General features: G+C 37.3%; 20 protein-coding genes. 8 read left to right on the forward strand and 12 right to left on the reverse strand.

The features are described 5' to 3' along the window. Positions 1-268 precede the first annotated feature (268 nt). The gene (locus ACFVT8_RS19580; RefSeq protein ID WP_053484500.1) at positions 269-454 is read left to right on the forward strand and encodes a 2-hydroxymuconate tautomerase; all 186 of its coding nucleotides are present in this window, start codon (positions 269-271) and stop codon (positions 452-454) included. 178 nt (positions 455-632) lie between these two features. Further along, positions 633-1,349, forward strand: a complete 717-nt coding sequence (locus tag ACFVT8_RS19585) for a class A sortase (protein ID WP_387083968.1) — start codon at positions 633-635, stop codon at positions 1,347-1,349. Between the two features lie 3 nt (positions 1,350-1,352). Here the strand turns inward: ACFVT8_RS19585 and ACFVT8_RS19590 are convergent, their stop codons facing one another. The 3 genes from ACFVT8_RS19590 to ACFVT8_RS19600 all read right to left on the reverse strand — a co-directional run bounded on the left by ACFVT8_RS19590 (position 1,353) and on the right by ACFVT8_RS19600 (position 7,997). Beyond that, positions 1,353-5,630, reverse strand: coding sequence for a collagen binding domain-containing protein (locus ACFVT8_RS19590; RefSeq protein WP_387224313.1), 4,278 nt, complete (start codon positions 5,628-5,630; stop codon positions 1,353-1,355). 500 nt (positions 5,631-6,130) lie between these two features. Continuing rightward, positions 6,131-7,504: an HD domain-containing protein gene (locus ACFVT8_RS19595; protein WP_387083974.1), complete on the reverse strand. Its 1,374-nt coding sequence runs from the start codon at positions 7,502-7,504 to the stop codon at positions 6,131-6,133. Between the two features lie 268 nt (positions 7,505-7,772). Continuing rightward, positions 7,773-7,997 carry a YuzB family protein gene (locus ACFVT8_RS19600; RefSeq protein WP_049667962.1) on the reverse strand — a complete coding sequence of 75 codons (225 nt, stop codon included), beginning with the start codon at positions 7,995-7,997 and terminating at the stop codon, positions 7,773-7,775. Positions 7,998-8,428: 431 nt separating this feature from the next. Between ACFVT8_RS19600 and ACFVT8_RS19605 the strand changes: the two genes are divergently transcribed. Then, a complete protein-coding gene (locus tag ACFVT8_RS19605) occupies positions 8,429-9,073 on the forward strand; it encodes an RsfA family transcriptional regulator (protein ID WP_387083976.1) in 645 nt (214 codons plus the stop codon). Between the two features lie 65 nt (positions 9,074-9,138). Here the strand turns inward: ACFVT8_RS19605 and lipL are convergent, their stop codons facing one another. Further along, positions 9,139-9,972, reverse strand: a complete 834-nt coding sequence (gene lipL / locus ACFVT8_RS19610; protein WP_387083978.1) for an octanoyl-[GcvH]:protein N-octanoyltransferase — start codon at positions 9,970-9,972, stop codon at positions 9,139-9,141. 157 nt (positions 9,973-10,129) lie between these two features. On the opposite strand from lipL, the gene hemQ reads away from it, so the two are divergent. After that, complete coding sequence (gene hemQ, locus ACFVT8_RS19615) at positions 10,130-10,879, forward strand: hydrogen peroxide-dependent heme synthase (protein WP_197139591.1); 750 nt, start codon at positions 10,130-10,132, stop codon at positions 10,877-10,879. 50 nt (positions 10,880-10,929) lie between these two features. Here the strand turns inward: hemQ and ACFVT8_RS19620 are convergent, their stop codons facing one another. Further along, the gene (locus ACFVT8_RS19620) at positions 10,930-11,112 is read right to left on the reverse strand and encodes a hypothetical protein (RefSeq protein WP_387083980.1); all 183 of its coding nucleotides are present in this window, start codon (positions 11,110-11,112) and stop codon (positions 10,930-10,932) included. 857 nt (positions 11,113-11,969) lie between these two features. Between ACFVT8_RS19620 and ACFVT8_RS19625 the strand changes: the two genes are divergently transcribed. Both ACFVT8_RS19625 and gerQ read left to right on the forward strand, forming a co-directional pair. Continuing rightward, positions 11,970-12,353 carry a cell wall hydrolase gene (locus tag ACFVT8_RS19625; protein WP_387084183.1) on the forward strand — a complete coding sequence of 128 codons (384 nt, stop codon included), beginning with the start codon at positions 11,970-11,972 and terminating at the stop codon, positions 12,351-12,353. Between the two features lie 21 nt (positions 12,354-12,374). Further along, complete coding sequence (gerQ, locus tag ACFVT8_RS19630; RefSeq protein WP_387083982.1) at positions 12,375-12,716, forward strand: spore coat protein GerQ; 342 nt, start codon at positions 12,375-12,377, stop codon at positions 12,714-12,716. 222 nt (positions 12,717-12,938) lie between these two features. Here gerQ and ACFVT8_RS19635 read toward each other — a convergent pair whose 3' ends face one another. From ACFVT8_RS19635 to ACFVT8_RS19655, 5 genes are all read right to left on the reverse strand, one after another. Further along, positions 12,939-14,117 (reverse strand): M20 family metallopeptidase, encoded by a 1,179-nt coding sequence (locus tag ACFVT8_RS19635; protein ID WP_387083984.1) that lies wholly within the window; start codon positions 14,115-14,117, stop codon positions 12,939-12,941. Positions 14,118-14,341: 224 nt separating this feature from the next. After that, positions 14,342-14,722 (reverse strand): DUF423 domain-containing protein, encoded by a 381-nt coding sequence (locus tag ACFVT8_RS19640; RefSeq protein ID WP_387083986.1) that lies wholly within the window; start codon positions 14,720-14,722, stop codon positions 14,342-14,344. 25 nt (positions 14,723-14,747) lie between these two features. After that, a complete protein-coding gene (locus ACFVT8_RS19645) occupies positions 14,748-15,014 on the reverse strand; it encodes a YwdI family protein (protein WP_387083988.1) in 267 nt (88 codons plus the stop codon). After that, complete coding sequence (locus tag ACFVT8_RS19650; protein ID WP_387083990.1) at positions 15,011-15,190, reverse strand: uracil-DNA glycosylase; 180 nt, start codon at positions 15,188-15,190, stop codon at positions 15,011-15,013. The genes ACFVT8_RS19645 and ACFVT8_RS19650 overlap by 4 nt, the downstream gene beginning before the upstream one ends. A 190-nt stretch (positions 15,191-15,380) precedes the next feature. Next, positions 15,381-16,058, reverse strand: coding sequence for a uracil-DNA glycosylase (locus tag ACFVT8_RS19655; RefSeq protein ID WP_387083992.1), 678 nt, complete (start codon positions 16,056-16,058; stop codon positions 15,381-15,383). A 186-nt stretch (positions 16,059-16,244) separates the two neighbouring features. On the opposite strand from ACFVT8_RS19655, the gene thiD reads away from it, so the two are divergent. Next, positions 16,245-17,075 carry a bifunctional hydroxymethylpyrimidine kinase/phosphomethylpyrimidine kinase gene (thiD, locus tag ACFVT8_RS19660; protein WP_387083994.1) on the forward strand — a complete coding sequence of 277 codons (831 nt, stop codon included), beginning with the start codon at positions 16,245-16,247 and terminating at the stop codon, positions 17,073-17,075. 146 nt (positions 17,076-17,221) lie between these two features. Here thiD and ACFVT8_RS19665 read toward each other — a convergent pair whose 3' ends face one another. Then, on the reverse strand, positions 17,222-17,749 hold the full coding sequence (locus tag ACFVT8_RS19665) for an acyl-CoA thioesterase (protein WP_387083996.1): 528 nt from the start codon (positions 17,747-17,749) through the stop codon (positions 17,222-17,224). Between the two features lie 182 nt (positions 17,750-17,931). Here ACFVT8_RS19665 and ACFVT8_RS19670 point away from each other — a divergent pair, with 182 nt between their 5' ends. Beyond that, complete coding sequence (locus ACFVT8_RS19670) at positions 17,932-18,267, forward strand: hypothetical protein (RefSeq protein ID WP_387083998.1); 336 nt, start codon at positions 17,932-17,934, stop codon at positions 18,265-18,267. Between the two features lie 432 nt (positions 18,268-18,699). Here ACFVT8_RS19670 and ACFVT8_RS19675 read toward each other — a convergent pair. Further along, positions 18,700-19,169 (reverse strand): hypothetical protein (locus ACFVT8_RS19675; RefSeq protein ID WP_387224315.1); only part of this gene is annotated, 470 nt, incomplete at its 5' end.

Below are 19,169 nucleotides of genomic sequence, written 5' to 3' on the forward strand. Positions count from 1 at the left end.
CGAAGGTTTTAGAGCTAACATCCTTTATTCATTCCTTTCAAAATCCGTGACATCCGCCGGAGGCTTTGGACCAACAAGATGTTGGTCACTCAGTCGTTGCCACAGGACGTGGCGTTCTTAGACTGAGCTCCCCTATTTCAGTAGGTTTTTGGATACCAATGAAAAGGAATTACGCCCGCATCCATCTTACCACCTTCAGAGGTTGAAGTCTTCTACTGAAGGGAGATAAACTAACTATACAACATTATTCTATAAAGGAGGCAATATTATGCCATACGTAACAGTGAAAATGCTTGAAGGTCGTACAGAAGAACAAAAACGTGCACTAGTAAAAGAAGTAACAGAAGCCGTTTCTCGTACAGTTAACGCCCCACCAGAAAACGTAACAGTTTTCATAGAAGAAATGTCTAAAAACCATTACGGTGTTGCTGGCGTGCGTTTCAGCGATAAATAAAGATTAGAACGGGTAGAGCTATATAAAGCTCTACCCATTTTTAACATACTGTTTATCGGCGACTTTCGGTTTTAGCGGCTGAACTTGAACCTTTACCAGCGATTCCCCAAGTTCTAACAGCGGAACTTAACCTTATACCGGCAACTCGTAATTTCAATACTAGGAAGTGATCTATAAAATGAATAAGTTTAAACTGTCATTACTCATTTGTATGCTCATCGTCGGCCTCTTACTTATTTTTATTAACCCCATTCAAAATGCAATCATCGCTCACTTGAGTAAACAACTAAATACAACTGATTACAGTGCAGAGGATATTGAAAAAAACAAAAATGCGGATGCCGATTTTGAATTTGAAGCAGTGCAATCTCTATCCATTGCAGAAGTTTTAAAAGCCCAAACAACCGCAAATAAAATGCCAGTCATCGGTAGTATCGCTGTCCCTAGTGTTGGTATGAAACTTCCTATCGTCAAAGGAGTTGGGAATGCCTCTCTTGCCGTTGGAGCAGGCACTATGAAGCCTAATCAAAAACTTGGACAAGGAAACTATGCATTGGCAGGTCATTACTTTGAGGAAAAAGATATTTTATTCGGCCCCTTATACAAAGCCAGCATCGGAGATACGATTTATTTAACGGATTTAACGAATATTTATGAGTACAAAATAACCACCAAGGAAATCATAGCTGCAACGGATGTTTATGTTATTGATGATATTCCTGACAAAACTATCTTAACCCTTGTGACATGTGCTGACAAAGGTACGAAACGACTTGCTGTTCAAGCAGATTTTGTCGAGCAATACCCATTCGACCAAGCACCTACAAAACTATCAGAGATTTTTTATGTATACGAAAAGCCCCAAGATTTTATCATCTTGGGGTTTTCATATTGAAAATTATTTTACTTCTGTATTACGACGACGTAATAAGAATAATGCACATAGAACAAGAGCTACACCAATTAGTGTAAGAGCCGTTTGGTTTGCTCCATTTGTTTGTGGCAGTTTACCTTGCGCCTTTAACTGCGCTTCCATTTCTTTAGCATCTGCTTTGATTTTGTCGATATCAAGAGATTTTGCTACTTCTTCCTGTTCCTCTTTAGATAACTTATCGTATTTATCGAGGAAATCCTTATATGCATCTAAAGTGTCTTTATTTACTGCAGAAGGATTGTATGGCTTTAAGTCTTTCCCTTGGTCAATGACTTCTTGTACAGATGGTTTTCCAGAGTCCGTTGGATTTTTTGAATCTGTTTGGTTACCTGAATCACCTGGATTTGTTGGTTTTTCAGGATTAACTGGTTTTCCTGGGTCAACTGGTTTTTCTGGATCTGGATCAACTGGTTTTCCTGGGTCAACCGGTTTTTCTGGATCTGGATCAACTGGTTTTCCTGGGTCAACCGGTTTTTCTGGATCTGGATCAACTGGTTTTCCTGGGTCAATCGGTTTTTCTGGATCTGGATCAACTGGTTTTCCTGGGTCAATCGGTTTTTCTGGATCTGGATCAACTGGTTTTCCTGGGTCAACCGGTTTTTCTGGATCTGGATCAACTGGTTTTCCTGGGTCAACTGGTTTTTCTGGATCTGGATCAACTGGTTTTCCTGGGTCAACCGGTTTTTCTGGATCTGGATCAACTGGTTTTCCTGGGTCAACCGGTTTTTCTGGATCTGGATCAACTGGCTTTTCTGGATCAACTGGTTTTTCTGGTTCTGGTGTTGGTGTGCGCTTCTTATTTTTCAAAGTTAGTAAAATAGTTGGGCTTTCACCTTTTGTTGTAAAGGTATATTGTGGACCATATGGATTTGAGTCTACTTGGAAATCGGTTGTGTATCCTGCTTGTGCTACTGTTTCTTTTAATGTATACGTTCCCCATTTCAAATTCCCAAAATCAAGTTCACCATCATCATTAGTAATACCCGACTTAATTTTAATCAAGTTAGGCTCTTTCCCTAAATATAAATCAAAACTAACATTAGCTAATTTTTTTGTTTCATCATCTGCATCTTGTTTCACTAGTTTTATATTATAGTTTTTAAGATCACCAGACGCCCCCGACCACTCATATGTTACTGACTGCGAAATTGTTTGTTTTTCAGTTTTTACTTCGTTTCCAATAAAGTTATATTCGTATGAATTAGATATCTCAGAATCTAAAGAAGCTGAAATGTTTGTAACATATGAAATTTCATATTCGTGATCAATGTCTTTTTTTAATGTTACTTTAAAAATTTTTTTATCGTCAGCGATTTTGAAGTCAAATAATTGTACTACTTGGTCTGACGTTAGTTCTTCCATACTTTTAGTGAATTTGTTTCCGTTTCGTTCATATACTACTTGTTTCACCATAAAAGTATCACGTTCAGGAGTAATGCCGTCTAACTTTAATCCTGTGAAGTCAGTTACAAGTACTTGTCCATCATTCAACGTATCTTTAATTGTTGAATCTTTTTTGATATAAGATTGACTCTTATTTAAAGCGAATTTCCACTCTAAATAATCTGTATTTGCAATATCTCGACCATCTTTAGTGAAGTATTGCCCCGCATTGTCAACTTTTGGACCATCTACTTCGTAGTCTGTAATTGAATCTTCTTTGTCTTCAACAAATAGATGTGCAGTGTTTTTAGCAGTGTTGTTTTTAGCATCTGAGAATTCACCAATAAACTGCTCTTTATATTCTGTTGTATAAACAATACGATATGGTTGATCAATAGTTTCTTTAAATTTCAGTTTAAAACCAGTAAAACCCTTGTCATTTTTACCTGTACCTTCGATATCGAAGTTTTTAAACTCTTCATCGGGTTCTGGTTTGTCATTCTTATCACTTAATGTTAATAGATATACTTTTACTTCTTTTAAGTCAGAGATTGATTGCTTATCACCGAACTTATCTACAATAATAGGATTAATTAAAGTGTGCTTATTATAATTAATATCTAGTGTCCATTCCACAGTTTTATCTATCGGATTGTAAATCCCTGATTTTTTACCATTGTTTTTAGTATAAGCATTCAACTCTGTTGTATATTCAGTTGTATTATCATATTTAATGCCATCTTTTTCCCAATGTACTACTGCAGAATTTTTCACATTATTCCCACTATATTTTTGTGTTGGATCAAAATAAGTTGGATAATTAAATGTTACTTCTTTATCCACTGATCCTTTTAATTCTAGCTCAAAGCCTGTTGTAGTATATGTTCTTCCTTCCTCAGTCTTAGGATCCTTTAATGTTAACTTAAAGCAACCTGTTGTTAAAGAATCCGAACAAATAGTGTCTGGATTTGCAGCTATAAACTCGTCTTCATACATTTTTAAGTATTTTCCACTTTCAAACGTATCTTCTATCGTTACATCAGATATCGCATCATACTTACTATTATTAAACGTAAGTGACCAATATATTTTTTTGTTTTTATAATCAATAGTATCTCCATTTTTAGAGAACATATTTTGAGAGACTGTTTTCGTTACTGAATTCGATGAATATTTAGATTCATTATCACCATATGAAATACTTGCCTCATTTTTTACTTCGTACGATTTATCTACAACTTTATCGCTTGTTGTATAGGTAATTTTATGTTCCGTCTTTTCATTTCCTTCACTCGGTATAAATTCTATTGTCAATTTATTATCTTTAACGATAATTTCTTTTGATTTTGGAGAAGGTAAAATGGTTACAGAATTTTCATCAAACTCCATAATACTTCCGTCTTTAGATGCCTCAACTGCTGATGGCAATGTCAATGTATCAACAATTGTCACACCAGATGAAATATCTCGGCCATCTGCGTTTACTTTGACTTCCCATTTAATTGAACCATTCGATTTGTCATAGTCTCCGGCACTTTTTGTAATTGGTTTATCAAAGCTTAATGTTGCTTGATTTCCAGATGATTCATCATTAATGGAGGCTTTATTATCAATCGTAGTTTTTCCATTATAATATGCTTCTCTCTGTTCATCAGTAATAGTTGTATCGTAATAAATACGATACGCCTTTTTATTTTCCGGTCCCGTAAATGTAATTGGGAAGCTATTAGATTCTAGTGTAAATCCTTCCTCTGTAGGAGTAGTGGATTCAACAAAATTAATTTTACCATTACTTAGTTTAGGCGTTAGTTCATAAACCTTGATTGAACCTGGAACGATATCAGCTACTAATGTATCTGTTAATATCTGACCAGTAATATCTTTTGTTTTTGTATTAACATCAACATACCATTTTACAGTATCTGCATTTTTTTCATGAGTGCCTTTGTATTTTTTTATGGCCTCTCCACCTGGGTTAGCGATTGAAATAATAAAATTCTTATCTCCGTTAATATTAAAAGGATATTCTTGAGTTAATTCTCCTGATTTAACTGATTCCGCTAAAGACCATGCTTTAAAGAAATGCCCTTCTGTTACTGGACGACCTTCTCCAGCTTCATTTCTTACTGCTTCTGTAAACTCTATCGTTATTTCTCCAGATTTATCAATCGAGTACTTAGCAAAAGTCTCACCATCTTTAGATGTAATCGGTACATCCGTTTGTGTTTCTAATTTAAACGCAGTTGGTACTTTAAATTTGAAAAAGTCACCTGGATTTACTGTATGATTTTCCGGTAAAGAAAAATCAAATTTAAGAGAATACATTTTATTTAAGTCGCCTAATGTAGTGTTTAAGATAAAATCTTCTCCAACTATAGGTAAATCCTCTTCCTGTGAACTAATAACAACATTAGTCACATTTATATCGGATGCAGTTAATTCTTTTACTGGCTCTGTTGGTGTTGTTTCAATATCAGGTTGTAATGTAGTACCATTATCCTCTTCAGGTAATTCAGATAAATTCCCGTCACCTTCCACAACTTCGTTTTCCTTAGGAGGGTTATCTTCTGATGGCTTAGTTACATGGGTTTCTCCCTCTAAGTCACCTTCCCCTATGCCATTTCCAGTAGTGTTTTGAGCTTCAGTGCCACCACTACCACTTGCACCTGGTTCTTGTTCTTGTTCTTGTTCTTGTTCGGGTTCTGTTACTGGTTCTGTACCTGCATCTAAACCTGTTACTCCACCTAATTCTTCCATAGGACTTACTTCATCCGCAAACACCGATATCGGTGAAAGCACTGTTTGGAATACGAGTAGCATTAAGATTATTGCTATGTTTATTTTTTTGAATTTCCTCATGTTTCTCTCCTTTTCTAAGTTCAGAGAACTACCTGTGCTGTTCGCTGACGACTTTGCACCCTTTTTGTATGTTGTAAAGGTATGCCACAAACATAGGTTGGTCCCTCTTTCCTTCTATTCACTTGTCGTCTAAATGAATACATTCAAATAAGTACTCACGAATAGGTATTCTTGATGACTTATGTATATGTTATGTACAATTCGAATATATTCATAGTTCTTTTGTGATACCTAAAACAATAGGTCACATCCTTATTAGGGTTTTCGACTCATTATAAGAGATAATACTAAACATTTTCTAAACAATCACGGACTTTCTATTCATAAATTTCTGAAAGAATCTATATAATTTCCACTTTTTTCATATTTATACAACGACAAAAAAACAGCGAAAATAACTCAAATTGAGTACTTTCACTGTTTTTCACTATAGGTATGTTGGAATACTATTTATTCCATCTTATTTTATATACACATTTTCATACAAAAAAATTTTTTTATTAATTTTTCCCCTGTCCTTGAATCAAGGCTAATATCTGCTTCTTCACATCTGGATGAGTACTGTTGTCCTCTAAGAAATCGAGTGGGAAATATACTTTATGATCTCGCTTCATGCGACCAGAAATTGAATCTACGATAATAGATTCACGCGATAGCTCTCGTAGTTCTCCATTTTTCATTTCTAGGAAAATAGGAACCCGCACTTCTTCCTCTCCTGGTCGATAAAAGTCATAAGGTAAATCTGCAGTAGTATCGTGGACAAGATAATATTCTGGATTTAAATCAGCTTGCTTAAAGAGTTCTTGTAGTTTTTGATATTTATCTAGCTCTACACCTGGATCTAAATCGATGTACTGAAATAGCTTTCTATTAACAAAACGGCGGCTTAAGTCACTTAAAATAGCGTCTTCCTCTTGCATCCAAAGCTGAAAATATGTAAAAAGAATACTTTCATCTAATGCAAGATAATCTTCAAGCGTAATTGAATTGCGGAAAAATGCTAAAAAGTGTGTAGGCTCGTGCTTAAATTGGTAGCCTGTTAAGCTTAGTTGCTTAGCACGTTTTAAAATATTATTTAAAACAACCTCTGCACTGCGAGATACTGGGTGGAAATAAATTTGTAAGTACATTTGATAGCGGCTCATTATATAATCCTCTACCGCATGCATGCCCGTCGCCTTAATAACGACCTGATTTTTCCGTGGGCGCATCACTCTTAAAATACGTTCCATATCAAAATGACCATAGCTTACGCCAGTGAAATAAGCATCACGCTGTAGGTAGTCCATACGATCAGCGTCTATTTGACTTGATATTAAGCTAACGACCTGCTTATTAGGATATGTCTTTTCAATTACCTGTGATACTTTCTCCGGGAAATCTGCCGATACCTTTTTTAATACTGCATTTACTTCTGTATCGCCGAGCAAAATTTGTCTTGTATAAAATTCATGATCAAGCTCAAAGACATTTTCAAAAGCATGTGAAAATGGCCCATGCCCTAAATCGTGTAATAGGGCTGCACAAAGCACAAGCAGTCGTTCATCTTCATCCCATTCAGGACGACCTGCAAATATATCATCTACTATGCGGCGTACAATTTCGTAAACGCCAAGTGAGTGACTAAAGCGGCTATGCTCCGCTCCGTGGAATACTAAAAACGTTGTACCTAGCTGACGAATTCGACGTAATCGCTGAAATTCTTTCGTACCAACTAGATCCCAAATCACTTGATCCCGTACATGCACATAGCGATGCACTGGGTCCTTGAATACTTTTTCCTCTTGTAATTTAGCTTTTGCATAATGTGTCAATTGTACAGCACCCCCGTTTCCTATTTGTTCTATTATATGCGATTTATATAGGACTAGCATACATATTCCCTTTTAATTATAGAGACTATCAACCTAACTCACTGTATTCTTGTCTTAATTTAGGTTTCTATTGACCTAATTTCCAGGTTCTATCACCATTGCATCTGGTTGATTTCCGTTCAGACAGGGCATTTTCCTGAGGGCGTCCGTCATCTCGAGGTCTTTCCGTCGCTCTGAATCTTTCATCCGTCGCTCCGATGACTCTATAGATGCAGAAAAAACAAAAACTATCTTCAACTAGACTAGTGAAGATAGCGCTTTGTTTTACTTATTTCTTTAACTTTGCTAAAACCTTTTCCATTAGTTCTTCTTCCGTTAATGCAGCAACAGGACGGCTATTTACAAAGGTAAATGTTTTTTTACGTCCTGGGCCACAATAGGAATGACAGCCAATTTCGATGGTTGCATCAGGATCGATTTCCTTTAATTTTGGAATTAACGTTTTTAAGTTAACGGCCTGACATTCATCGCAAACTTTAAATTCGTTTGCCATTTTGTCAACAACCCTTTCTATATAGTATTTTTTTAACTTCTTTCAACTGAAAGTCTCCCACCTCTATAGGTGGTGTAATGAATGCGGTTTTAAATCACTTTCCAGCGAGTCTCCAACCATCCGCTGAAAGAAGTTAAAGCCTCCGGCGGATGTCACGGAATCAGAATGGAGTTCTTTGTGCAGGCACAAAGCCGATTCCGGACGCAATTATGCCGAGGCATAATTGATTCAAAAATTCGTTTCTACTGAACGCATGACTTTCACATAGTTAAGTATGCAGCATACGTACAAACCTACATCGGGTATTGTATCGTATTTTTCCCCTTGTATTCAAGCATAATAATTCCTTTCACATAGATGAATAAAAGGTTAAAAGATTGGTCATGCTAGTTGTAAATAAAAGTTCCAAATAAAGGTGGGAGGATTTTAATATGAGTAAAGTAAGACAAGATGCTTGGTTAGAAGAAAACGATGAATTATTAGCTGAGGCGGTAATTCGCCATGTGACAGAAGGTAGTACACAATTAAATGCCTTTGAGGAAGCCGGTGATGCTTTAAATCGTACTGCTGCTGCATGTGGTTTTCGCTGGAATGCTGTTGTTCGTAAAGAATACGAGGAACAATTATCAGAAGCCAAAAAAGAAAGAAAAGAAAGAATGCGAGTGTTAGGAGCTCCAGCAAGACGTCGTGCTTCTAGTATGTTTACAGTTAATAGTAGTGCCGCGGAGGGTAAATCAATTCCTCTATCTGCATTAAACCTTGATATTGTCATAGCCTATTTACTACGTTTACAGCACTCTGGTGAAATAGGTAATGAGTCTTCAAAATGGAGACAACTAGTACACGTAACATCTGAGAAAAATAAAAAACTAGAGAAGACAATTACACAGCTTGAAGAGGAAAATAGAGCTATTCGAAAAGATTACGAACAATTTGTACAAATTATGAACCGTGCTAGACGACTAGTAACACTAGATGAAGAGGAAGAACGAATTGCACCTGTTTTCAAAATGGAGAAAAACGGAAATCTCGTTGTAAGTAGCCCTTTTCAAGAAAATGGCGATGCGCTTAATTAGCAGCATCGCTTTTTTCTTTGAGACGATCTATCTCGCGTTCTACCCTTACTGATTAAAGTTAAACTTCACTTTGGTTCAAGCATTTTCTTATTGCGTTCTAAAATACGTTGTAAATAAAACGCATATAGCGTTAATTCTTCATCATGAAAAGATTCAACTCGAATTTCTTCTGCCATATTGTAAAGAAGCTGCTGTAAACGGATCACAACGGCTTCCACTGTTAATGATACATCAATTAGTTCAGATAATGACGCCATCACATCAGGGACAATATTAGGATACGTAAATTTTGTTTCTTCTCCCCTAAGACTTTCCTCGTAAAAGTCGCGAATGAGTGCAGCTCGATCTGAACCGCTTCCTTCAATACATAAATAAATTTGCACTGCTACACCTTGACGTAAGCGTCTCTGAGAAATACCAGCAAATTTCTTTCCTGCAATACTTAAATCATAGGAACCTGGGCAATAGGAGCCTACAATTTCATAGGCTTCAATTTGATTCGCTACTTCAGGGAACAATTCCTTTACTAGAGCTACCATGACATCATAGCCATCATTAATGCTTAGGGCTTCCGTTTGTTCCGATAAAACTATAGAAATATTCAGTACACCTTCATCAAGGACAACTGCTAATCCGCCTGAATTGCGTACAATAGGATCATAGCCACGTTCTTTGAGCAAGTCCATGCCCTGCTGCACATATGGTAAACGGTGATCCTGAATACCAAGTACAACAGATGCATCATGTACCCATGTACGAATAGTTGGTGGCGAGTCTAATTGCCCAACTAGCTGACATAAAGTATCGTCTGTTGCAAAGGATTCAAGTGGCGATCTTTGCTTCGCGCTAATGGATTGATCGTAAAGACGCCAAATTGGCTGTTGTAAAATACTTTTCATGATTGGAGCTCCTCTATTTACATCTGTTCTCTTTAGAATACATTATCTATGGAAGGTGTCAAATTCGTGAAATACAATCATGAACTTAGGGAATTTGTACAAACTATGATAAACTAAAATTGGAATGGTATTCACTTATAAAGGAGTGTTTTTAATAATGAATGAAGCAGCAATTACTTTAGATGGTTGGTACGCTTTACATGATTTTCGCTCAATCGACTGGGCTTCATGGAAACTAGTTTCTGCTGAGGAACGCCAAGCAGCAGTAGAAGAATTCATTGCATATTTAGAAAAATTAAACGAAGCTGATATCGCTAAAACTGGTGCCCATGCATTTTACGCAATCGTTGGTCAAAAAGCTGACTTTATGATTATGACATTACGTGAAACAATGGAAGAGCTACAAGAGCTTGAAGCTGAATTCAATAAATTGGCGATTGCTGATTTTACAATTCCTACATATTCATATGTATCTGTTGTAGAGCTTTCTAACTATTTAGCAGGTGATTCAGACGAAGATCCTTACCAAAATCCACATGTGCGTGCTCGTCTATATCCTGAACTTCCACGTGCTAAGCATGTATGCTTCTATCCAATGGATAAGCGTCGTCAAGGCAATGACAACTGGTATATGCTTTCAATGGATGAGCGCAAATCTCTAATGCGTTCTCACGGTATGATTGGTCGAGGCTACGCTGGTAAAGTTAAACAAATTATTACTGGTTCTGTTGGCTTCGACGATCACGAATGGGGCGTAACACTATTCGCAGATGACGTACTACAATTCAAAAAATTAGTATATGAAATGCGTTTTGATGAAGTTTCAGCTCGCTACGGTGAGTTCGGTGCATTCTTCGTTGGTAACCTTCTTGATCAAGAAAAACTTGTGAAATTCTTAACTGTCTAAAATGCTTTTAAATATAAAAATGCGAATCCGATACTACGGACTCGCATTTTTTAATATTCGTTTTCTTCGCTGTTCTCTGATTCCAATATTAAAATTATTGTATGAATAAAAAATCCAGTTAGAATCATAAGGAATACTAAATACCAATTATATGGTTGATGGTAGTATTCTGCTATACCAATGGCCATGAATGCACTTATGATAATTGCTACAAACGTACCAAAAATATGCATTATAACACTCCTTCATAAAAGCAAAAAATAATTTTCACTTTAGTATGTCACATTTCATTTTTAATATACTTGCAAAACATTAGATTTCATCCGCTTAATCAAAAAAAAATAACAAAAAAAAAGTGTCACCAACTACGATGACACTTTCTTATTTTCATCCCTCAAGACCTTTCATCCTTAACCTTCAAAATTAGTATAATTGTATTGATGAAAAATCCAACTACGATTATTAATATAAAAAGATACCAATGGAGTGGCTGTCCGTAAAAACTCCCCACTAAAAATGCCAGCACAGCACTCAGCAAAATACCTACCCAAACACCGATCTCCATACCCTGTCACCTCACATGTATTTATACACATGTAATTTCAATCTCACGTTCCCCATTATATTTTCTATTCTCTATCTACCCATTTTTTCGAAATTTAGGATCATCACCATAACGTGGGGTTGATTTCCGTTCCGGCTAGGCGGTTTCCTGGGGACGTTGGGGCAAAAAATGTTTTTTTGTGCGTAAGCGTAGGATATTTTTTTGAAGACGTTATCAAGGGACGTGATACTTTTAGCCTCCATCCCCCTACTCGTTTGCGTACCAGAGTCTCATCTGTGACGCAGATTCCCAAGGAGCCCAACCTCACTACAATCCACTTATATACATGGCATACGTTTGGTGTTAAGCATTTTTTTAAGTCTAGCCCTCTTTTACAGACTACTCGTTATTATTATATGCGTAGCATTTTCATATCGTGAATTTCTTTCATTAAAATTGAACATGTCTACAATACCATCATGCATATACTGTCTGCGAGGAGGAGTGAAAGTCGCCGTTATAAAGACAAATGATGCACAAACAGCCATGCTAGCAAGGCTTATGCACGCTGAGGCAGAAGGTGAAGGGAATTTAGGTATGCTGATGGTCGGCAATGTGGGCGTCAATCGTGTACGAGCCGATTGTTTAGATTTTACTGATGTTCGTACAATTGAACAAATGGTTTTTCAGCGTCCCGGGGGCTTTGAAGCGACACAAAAAGGCTTCTTTTATCAACGAGCACGTGATCAAGACCTTCGATTAGCAAAGAGAGTTATTCAAGGCGAAAGATTTCATCCCGCGACTCGTTCGCTATGGTTTTTCAGACCAGAGGGAGATTGTCCAGCACAATGGTATGGTCAGTGGGACACGGGAAGATTCAAAGCACATTGTTTCTTCTCGCCAACCAAAGAAGATTGTCCACAAATCTAAAAGAAAGAAGGTTGATAACTTATGATGCCTTATTATTGGACACCAACAACGCAACAACAAATGCCTCCACAGGTAATGCCTCCACAGACAACTGGAGCACGACCAACTGGACGGGAGCAATCGTATATTGAAAATATTTTCCGTTTGAATCGCGGAAAGCCTGGTACTTTCCATTTTTCTTTCGAACATGCGGTTGAGCCAGGAAAAAACACGAAAATTGTACGAGGCGTTGTAGAAGCTGCTGGTCGAGACCATGTTATTTTACGTGAACTCAAATCAAATCATCGTTTCCTATTCCCAATGATTTACTTTGATTTTGCTGAATATGATGAAGAAATGGCTTATTTTAACCAAAATCCATAATTGATATGAGTTGTCATACATTCATATTTTCTAATATGGTAAAATTCCACTCCTCTATATGTGAGTAAGATAAGAGCGAATCGGTGTGCTCCTTCGCTCATTTTACTCATGCTTCGTCGCATCACAAGTTTCGCTAGAAAACTAGGAATCTACGTGGATATTTGCCATTAGATCGAAAAATTGGCATGTTAGGATACCTCCTAGCATGCCAATTTTTATTTACTATTTATTTTCTTGTAAAAACTGCAATGTTGCTTTCCCTAATGTTTTAGCAGCAATCAACATTGCACGTTCATCAAAGTCAAAGCGTGCATGATGATGAGGATATGCCACATCCCACTCTGGCTTTTTAGCACCTGTGAAGAAAAATGTACCTGGTACATTCTCTAAATAATACGCAAAGTCCTCCCCAATCATAAATGGTGGACACGTAATAATATTTTCAACTCCTGGTATATCAGCTGCAAGTTGTGCAATAAATTCTGTTTCTTTCACATGATTATAAACAGGTGGATAACCTCTCGTATATTGATAATCATAACTTGCACCAAAGGCCAAACAAGTGGCATTTAACACTGCCTCAAGCTCTTGTTCCATTTGATTGCGCACTTGCTCCTCAAAAGTACGAACTGTTCCGGCTAATACTACTCGTTCAGCAATCACATTGAAAGGATTAATGGCCTCCAAATGACCAATTGTTAAAACGGCTGATTTTAATGGATCAATGCGTCGAGATATAAGCTGCTGTGCATTGACTACAAACTGTGACGCAAGAGTAACAGCATCAATAGAATGATGGGGCTCCGCACCATGACCACCTTTTCCTTTAATCGTAATTTCCACCTTATCGGCAGCAGCCATAATGGCTCCATCTCTCACCAATATATCTCCCAATGGCGTTGGTGCCCATAAATGTGTACCAAAAATAACATCTACTCCGTCTAGACAGCCATCTTCAATCATAGGCATTGCCCCACCTGGCGCCATTTCTTCTGCATGCTGATGAATAAATACTACATTGCCTGCAATATCATCCTTTATTGCATTAAGTGCTTTAGCAAGTCCTAGTAATGTTGCAGTATGACCATCATGTCCACATGCATGCATTTTACCATCCACTTTTGACTTGTAAGGGACGTCATTTTCCTCTTGAATTGCCAGTGCATCAAAATCAGCGCGCAATGCCACTGTTTTACCCGGCTTCCCTCCGCGTAAAGTAGCAACAACACCACGTCCACCTACATGCTCACGAACCTCATGTCCTAACGCTCGATGAAAAGCAGCTACATACGCTGGAGTTTCCACTTCTTCAAAGGATAATTCCGGATATTCATGTAGATGACGACGAATCGCTACCATTTCATCATAGTTATTATCTAATAAAGTAAAAAGCTTCTCCATATCTCAAAAAACCTCACTTTCTATTTGTCGAACTTATTTGATAATAATAGTGTACTATAAATCCATACAAAAACAATAGGAATTAAAACTACCATTCTATAGAAATTATATTGTTGATTTGGAAGGAAAATTCTCTTGAAAAAGGTTTGTAAAAAACAAAAACTCCCTCACACATAGTGCAAAGGAGTAACTTTGTAGGAATATCTATATTCAGCTAAATTTTTTTATCGCGCATGTTTAAGGGCAGCAACTATAATTAGAATCCAACCAGCTAAAAATAGTACACCACCAATTGGCGTGATGGCGCCTAAAACTTTAACGCCGCTGATTGCCAGTACATATAAGCTTCCTGAAAAGAAGACAATACCTAGGTTAAAAAAGATTCCAGCTAAATTTAACTGCTTTACTTCACCTAGCAGCTTCGAGCTCATCAATATGCCAATCACAAGAATAGCAGTTGCATGGAACATTTGGTACTGAACAGCTGTTTCCCAAATTCCGCGACTATAATCATCTAGAACCTCTTTTAAAGCATGTGCACCGAATGCACCTAATGCCACTGCTAAAAAGCCGTGGAGTGCACCTGTCACGATAAATTTTTTCATGTCATTTCCCTACCTTTAATCATGATTAAAAGTCAAAAATTGAATCACCATTTGCTCCGTCTTCTTCTTCAATTTTTGCTGTATATAAACTTGTTTGCTTCGGCTCTGATACTAGCATTTGTGGCAGATGTTTTGACTCCGCTTTAGAAATGCCATCAGGTGAGTCTAATACTACATCACATAATGCTCGGATTGCTGTTAAGGCTTCACGAATTTGTTGTTCGTTTCCAGCATTTTTGATACCAGATAATTGTTTTTCAAGTTGTTGAATAACGGCTTGATAAGGAATCATTGCATTCTCCCACTTTCTGCTTTTGGCACAAACTTTAGACAGTCCGTGCCAGAGGATTGTTTAACGACAACGGATGGTATTTGCTTTGTTTTAAAGCCGTATGCTGCACAGGCCCGTGGCGTTTGTGGGTCCCATGTTACTTTGAAATATTGACATTTAAAGCAATTTACCTTCATCGTCGTTCCTCACTTTCTTCTATTATAGACTGTAACATGAAATGATGAGTGCATCAATTTCACCTTGGCGTAATTGCGTCCAGAGGCTTATCTTCATTCAGGTAACATCCTCAGAGGTAGCAGTCTATTATTGTTGATGCTTCACTTTTGCTACAAAACATTTGAATGGAGATATACGAATTGTGCCAATCTACTCTAAAGACCAATCAATTGGTTGCTCTCCCCATTCCACTAACTGCGCATTGATCTTCGAATATGGTTTACTGCCGAAAAAACCTCGATAAGCACTAAGTGGACTTGGATGAGGTGCTTCTAAAATTAAATGTGGCGTTGAGTATTTACGTATTAATTGTTTTTTCCGTTGTGCTGGTTTACCCCAAAGCACAAAAATAATTGGTTTATCTCTCGATGATAATTTATCGATTACAGCATCCGTAAATTGCTCCCATCCTTGTTCTTTATGGGAATTTGCCTGTCCTGCTCGAACAGTTAATACAGTATTCAATAACATTACACCCTGTTGTGCCCATTTTGTTAATGTTCCGTCTTGAGGGCTTGGACAGCCAATATCATCCTGTAACTCTTGTAGCATATTTCGTAAGCTTGGTGGATGTTTGATTCCCGGCATAACCGAAAAACTTAACCCATGCGCTTGATTTGGTCCATGATAAGGATCCTGACCTAAAATTACGACCTTTACGTCATGATAAGCCGTTGTATAAAATGCATTCATTACGTCATTCATCGGTGGATAAATTGTATGTGTTGCATATTCATCTGCTACAAATTGACGTAGCTTTGTATAGTATGTTTTTTCTATTTCTTCTTCAAGTATTTCTTGCCAATCATTCGGGAATGCTTGTTTCATCGTAATATAAGCCCCTTTCTTCTCTTACAACGGTACAAAAAAATAATGTTGAATTCAAGCATCAGAAAAAGAAGCCAAACTGACCTTGTAAAAATATATATTTCTGACTATTTTTACGCAATCAGAATAAGACTATACTAGATGGTAATTTTAATACTACTTTTATCTATAAAGGAGATCTTCCACATGACTCTTAAAAAAACTTTAACGATTGCTGGTTCAGATACATCAGGTGGTGCAGGTATGCAAGCCGATCTTAAAACATTCCAGGAGCACGGCACATATGGCATGGTGGCATTAACGGTTGTCGTAACAATGGATCCAAACGGTTGGGCTCATAACGTAACGCCATTACCAACAGAGCTTTTACAAAAACAAATTGATACCGCTATTTCAACAGGCGTTGACGCAATAAAAACTGGTATGCTGTCAACTGAAGAAATTATTCGTATCGCAGGTGATGCTATCACAAAATCTGGTACGACAAATGTTGTCATTGACCCTGTAATGGTATGTAAGGGAGAAGATGAAGTATTGAACCCTGGTAACACAGATGCAATGATTCAATATCTTTTACCATTAGCTGCAGTTACAACACCTAACCTGTTTGAGGCTGGGCAATTAGCTAGAACTGGAACACCAAAAACAATCGAGGAAATGAAAATAACGGCTCGTAAAATTCACGAGCTTGGCGCTAAAGCTGTTGTGATTAAAGGCGGAAAAGCGTTAGCTACTGAAAAAGCAACTGACTTATTCTTCGACGGTGACAAATTCTACTTATTAGAATCTGAAAAAGTTGCTTCTACTTATAACCATGGGGCTGGCTGTACATTTGCTGCTTCAGTAACAGCAAACCTTGCAAATGGTCTTTCAGTAAAAGAAGCTGTAATTGAAGCAAAAGAATTCGTTTCAGCTGCAATCGCTCACGGTTGGGCGTTAAATGACTATGTAGGACCAGTTATGCACGGCGCAAAATCTCGTTTTGGCTCACCACAAGTAACAGTGATAGAAATTTAACTTCTTTCAGCAATTATTTTGAAAGCAAAGCGTCAGCTACAAATGTTTTCTGTAGCGAAAGCAAAGCGTCAGCGGCAATTATGCCGATGCATAATTGATAAACGAAGAGGCATCTGATTACTAATCAGATGCCTCTTATATATATATCATTTCGAGCAATCCCATGGATCGTTCATCGAAATGAATTGAGCCAATGCCTTACTTTCCTTTTTACGCTCTGCACGTACTTTTGCTCGTTCAGCTGCAGTTTCATGTAGCTTAGTTTCTTCTACAGTTTCCGGAGTGATAGATGGAACCGGGGTTGGTTTATTATTTTCATCTAATGCAACAAAGGTTAATAATGCTGTTGCCGCTACCTTGCGTTCTCCCGTTTTCAAATTCTCAGAAACAACCTTTACAAAAACCTCCATTGAAGATGTCCCTGTCCACGTTACATAAGATTCGAAATAGACAGAATCGGTCGGGCGTATTGGATGCAGGAAGTCTACAGAATCCGTTGAAGCTGTCACACAATCTCTACGACTATGTTTAGTAGCAGAAATTGAAGCTACTAGATCGATGTCACTCATTAATCGACCGCCAAATAGTGTATTATGATTATTAATATCATTCGGAAAAACTCGACTGGTACGCATAACTCTAGATTCTTTACAATATTTAAAGTTCTTGTTCACATCCATTCCCCCTAAAACAACTGTTTATTCCTACTATATTGCTTTATTTGCCCATAAAAATCAAATAAATTATCGGAAAATTAAGTTTTTTAATTTTATCTGTGGTTTTTTTATTAATTCTTTGGACAAGATACGCTACTACTTCATATGCCATATATTAGCTGTATATGGGAGGGAGAGAAATGGCAAGACGTAGACAACAACAAGACCCAAATCCAAATACACAAGCAAGTTTCCTAGGTGCTCAAGAAGCAGGTCTCCTAGGTGAAGACACCGGTGTCCAAAGTGGAAATATAACCTCTACGAAAGTAGAATTAATATCTTCAATGGTTTTGACAATAGGGTATTCATTAGCAACCCTCTCCAACATTTTAGCATTGCAGGAAGAAGAGGCAATGGAACAAACAAGATCATCCGACGCGCAAAATCAAAGTGTACTATATAGACAAATGCATAAGCATCTATCACACCTTAACAATCGTCTAGATTCCATTGAACGAAAGCTCAACCGATATTAACAAATACATACCCCTAAAAACCACTAATTATAAAAAGCCGCGATTCTCCGTCATAAAAGAGAACCGCGGCTTTTTTACTATATTATGATAATGAGCTTTCCGTCTTCTTACCTTATTACAGCTATACATATCAATGTTGAAGGAACGTCATCTATTGTACCAAGATAGAATTCGTTATTACCTAGTTTAAATTTCCCTTCAACATTATGCACTGTCTTTCCGTCAGTTAAGGAAGAAATAATGGTCGCAGTATCTTTTCATTGGTGAAACCGCATACAATACAAAACGACACATTTTGTACAAAATTGCTCTCACACTCATTATATTGATATATTTCTATAATTTTTTCAAGAATATTGCTCGAAAAATCTTATCTTCATAGATTTAAAGATGCAATCAATCAAGTATACATCGGCATATTTGCGTCCGAAATCAACTTTGTGCTTTCGCCTGCATATGTTTTTTTGTGCGAAAGCGTAGCGACAGCAACATATGTTTTTTGTGCGAAAGCGTAGCGACAGCAACATATGTTTTTTTGTGCGAAAGCGTAGCGACAGCAACATATGTTTTTTGTGCGAAAGCGTAGCGACAGCAACATATGTTTTTTGTGCGAAAGCGTAGCGACAGCAACATATGTTTTTTGTGCGAAAGCGTAGCGACAGCAACATATGTTTTTTTGTGCGAAAGCGTAGCGACAGCAACATATGTTTTTTGTGCGAAAGCGTAGCGACAGCAACATATGTTTTTTTGTGCGAAAGCGTAGCGACAGCAACATATGTTTTTTGTGCGAAAGCGTAGCGACAGCAACATATGTTTTTTTGTGCGAAAGCGTAGCGACAGCAACATATGTTTTTTGTGCGAAAGCGTAGCGACAGCAACATATGTTTTTTTGTGCGAAAGCG

Origin of the sequence: Lysinibacillus sp. NPDC058147, from assembly GCF_042884205.1 — a bacterium.
Taxonomy (GTDB): domain Bacteria; phylum Bacillota; class Bacilli; order Bacillales_A; family Planococcaceae; genus Lysinibacillus.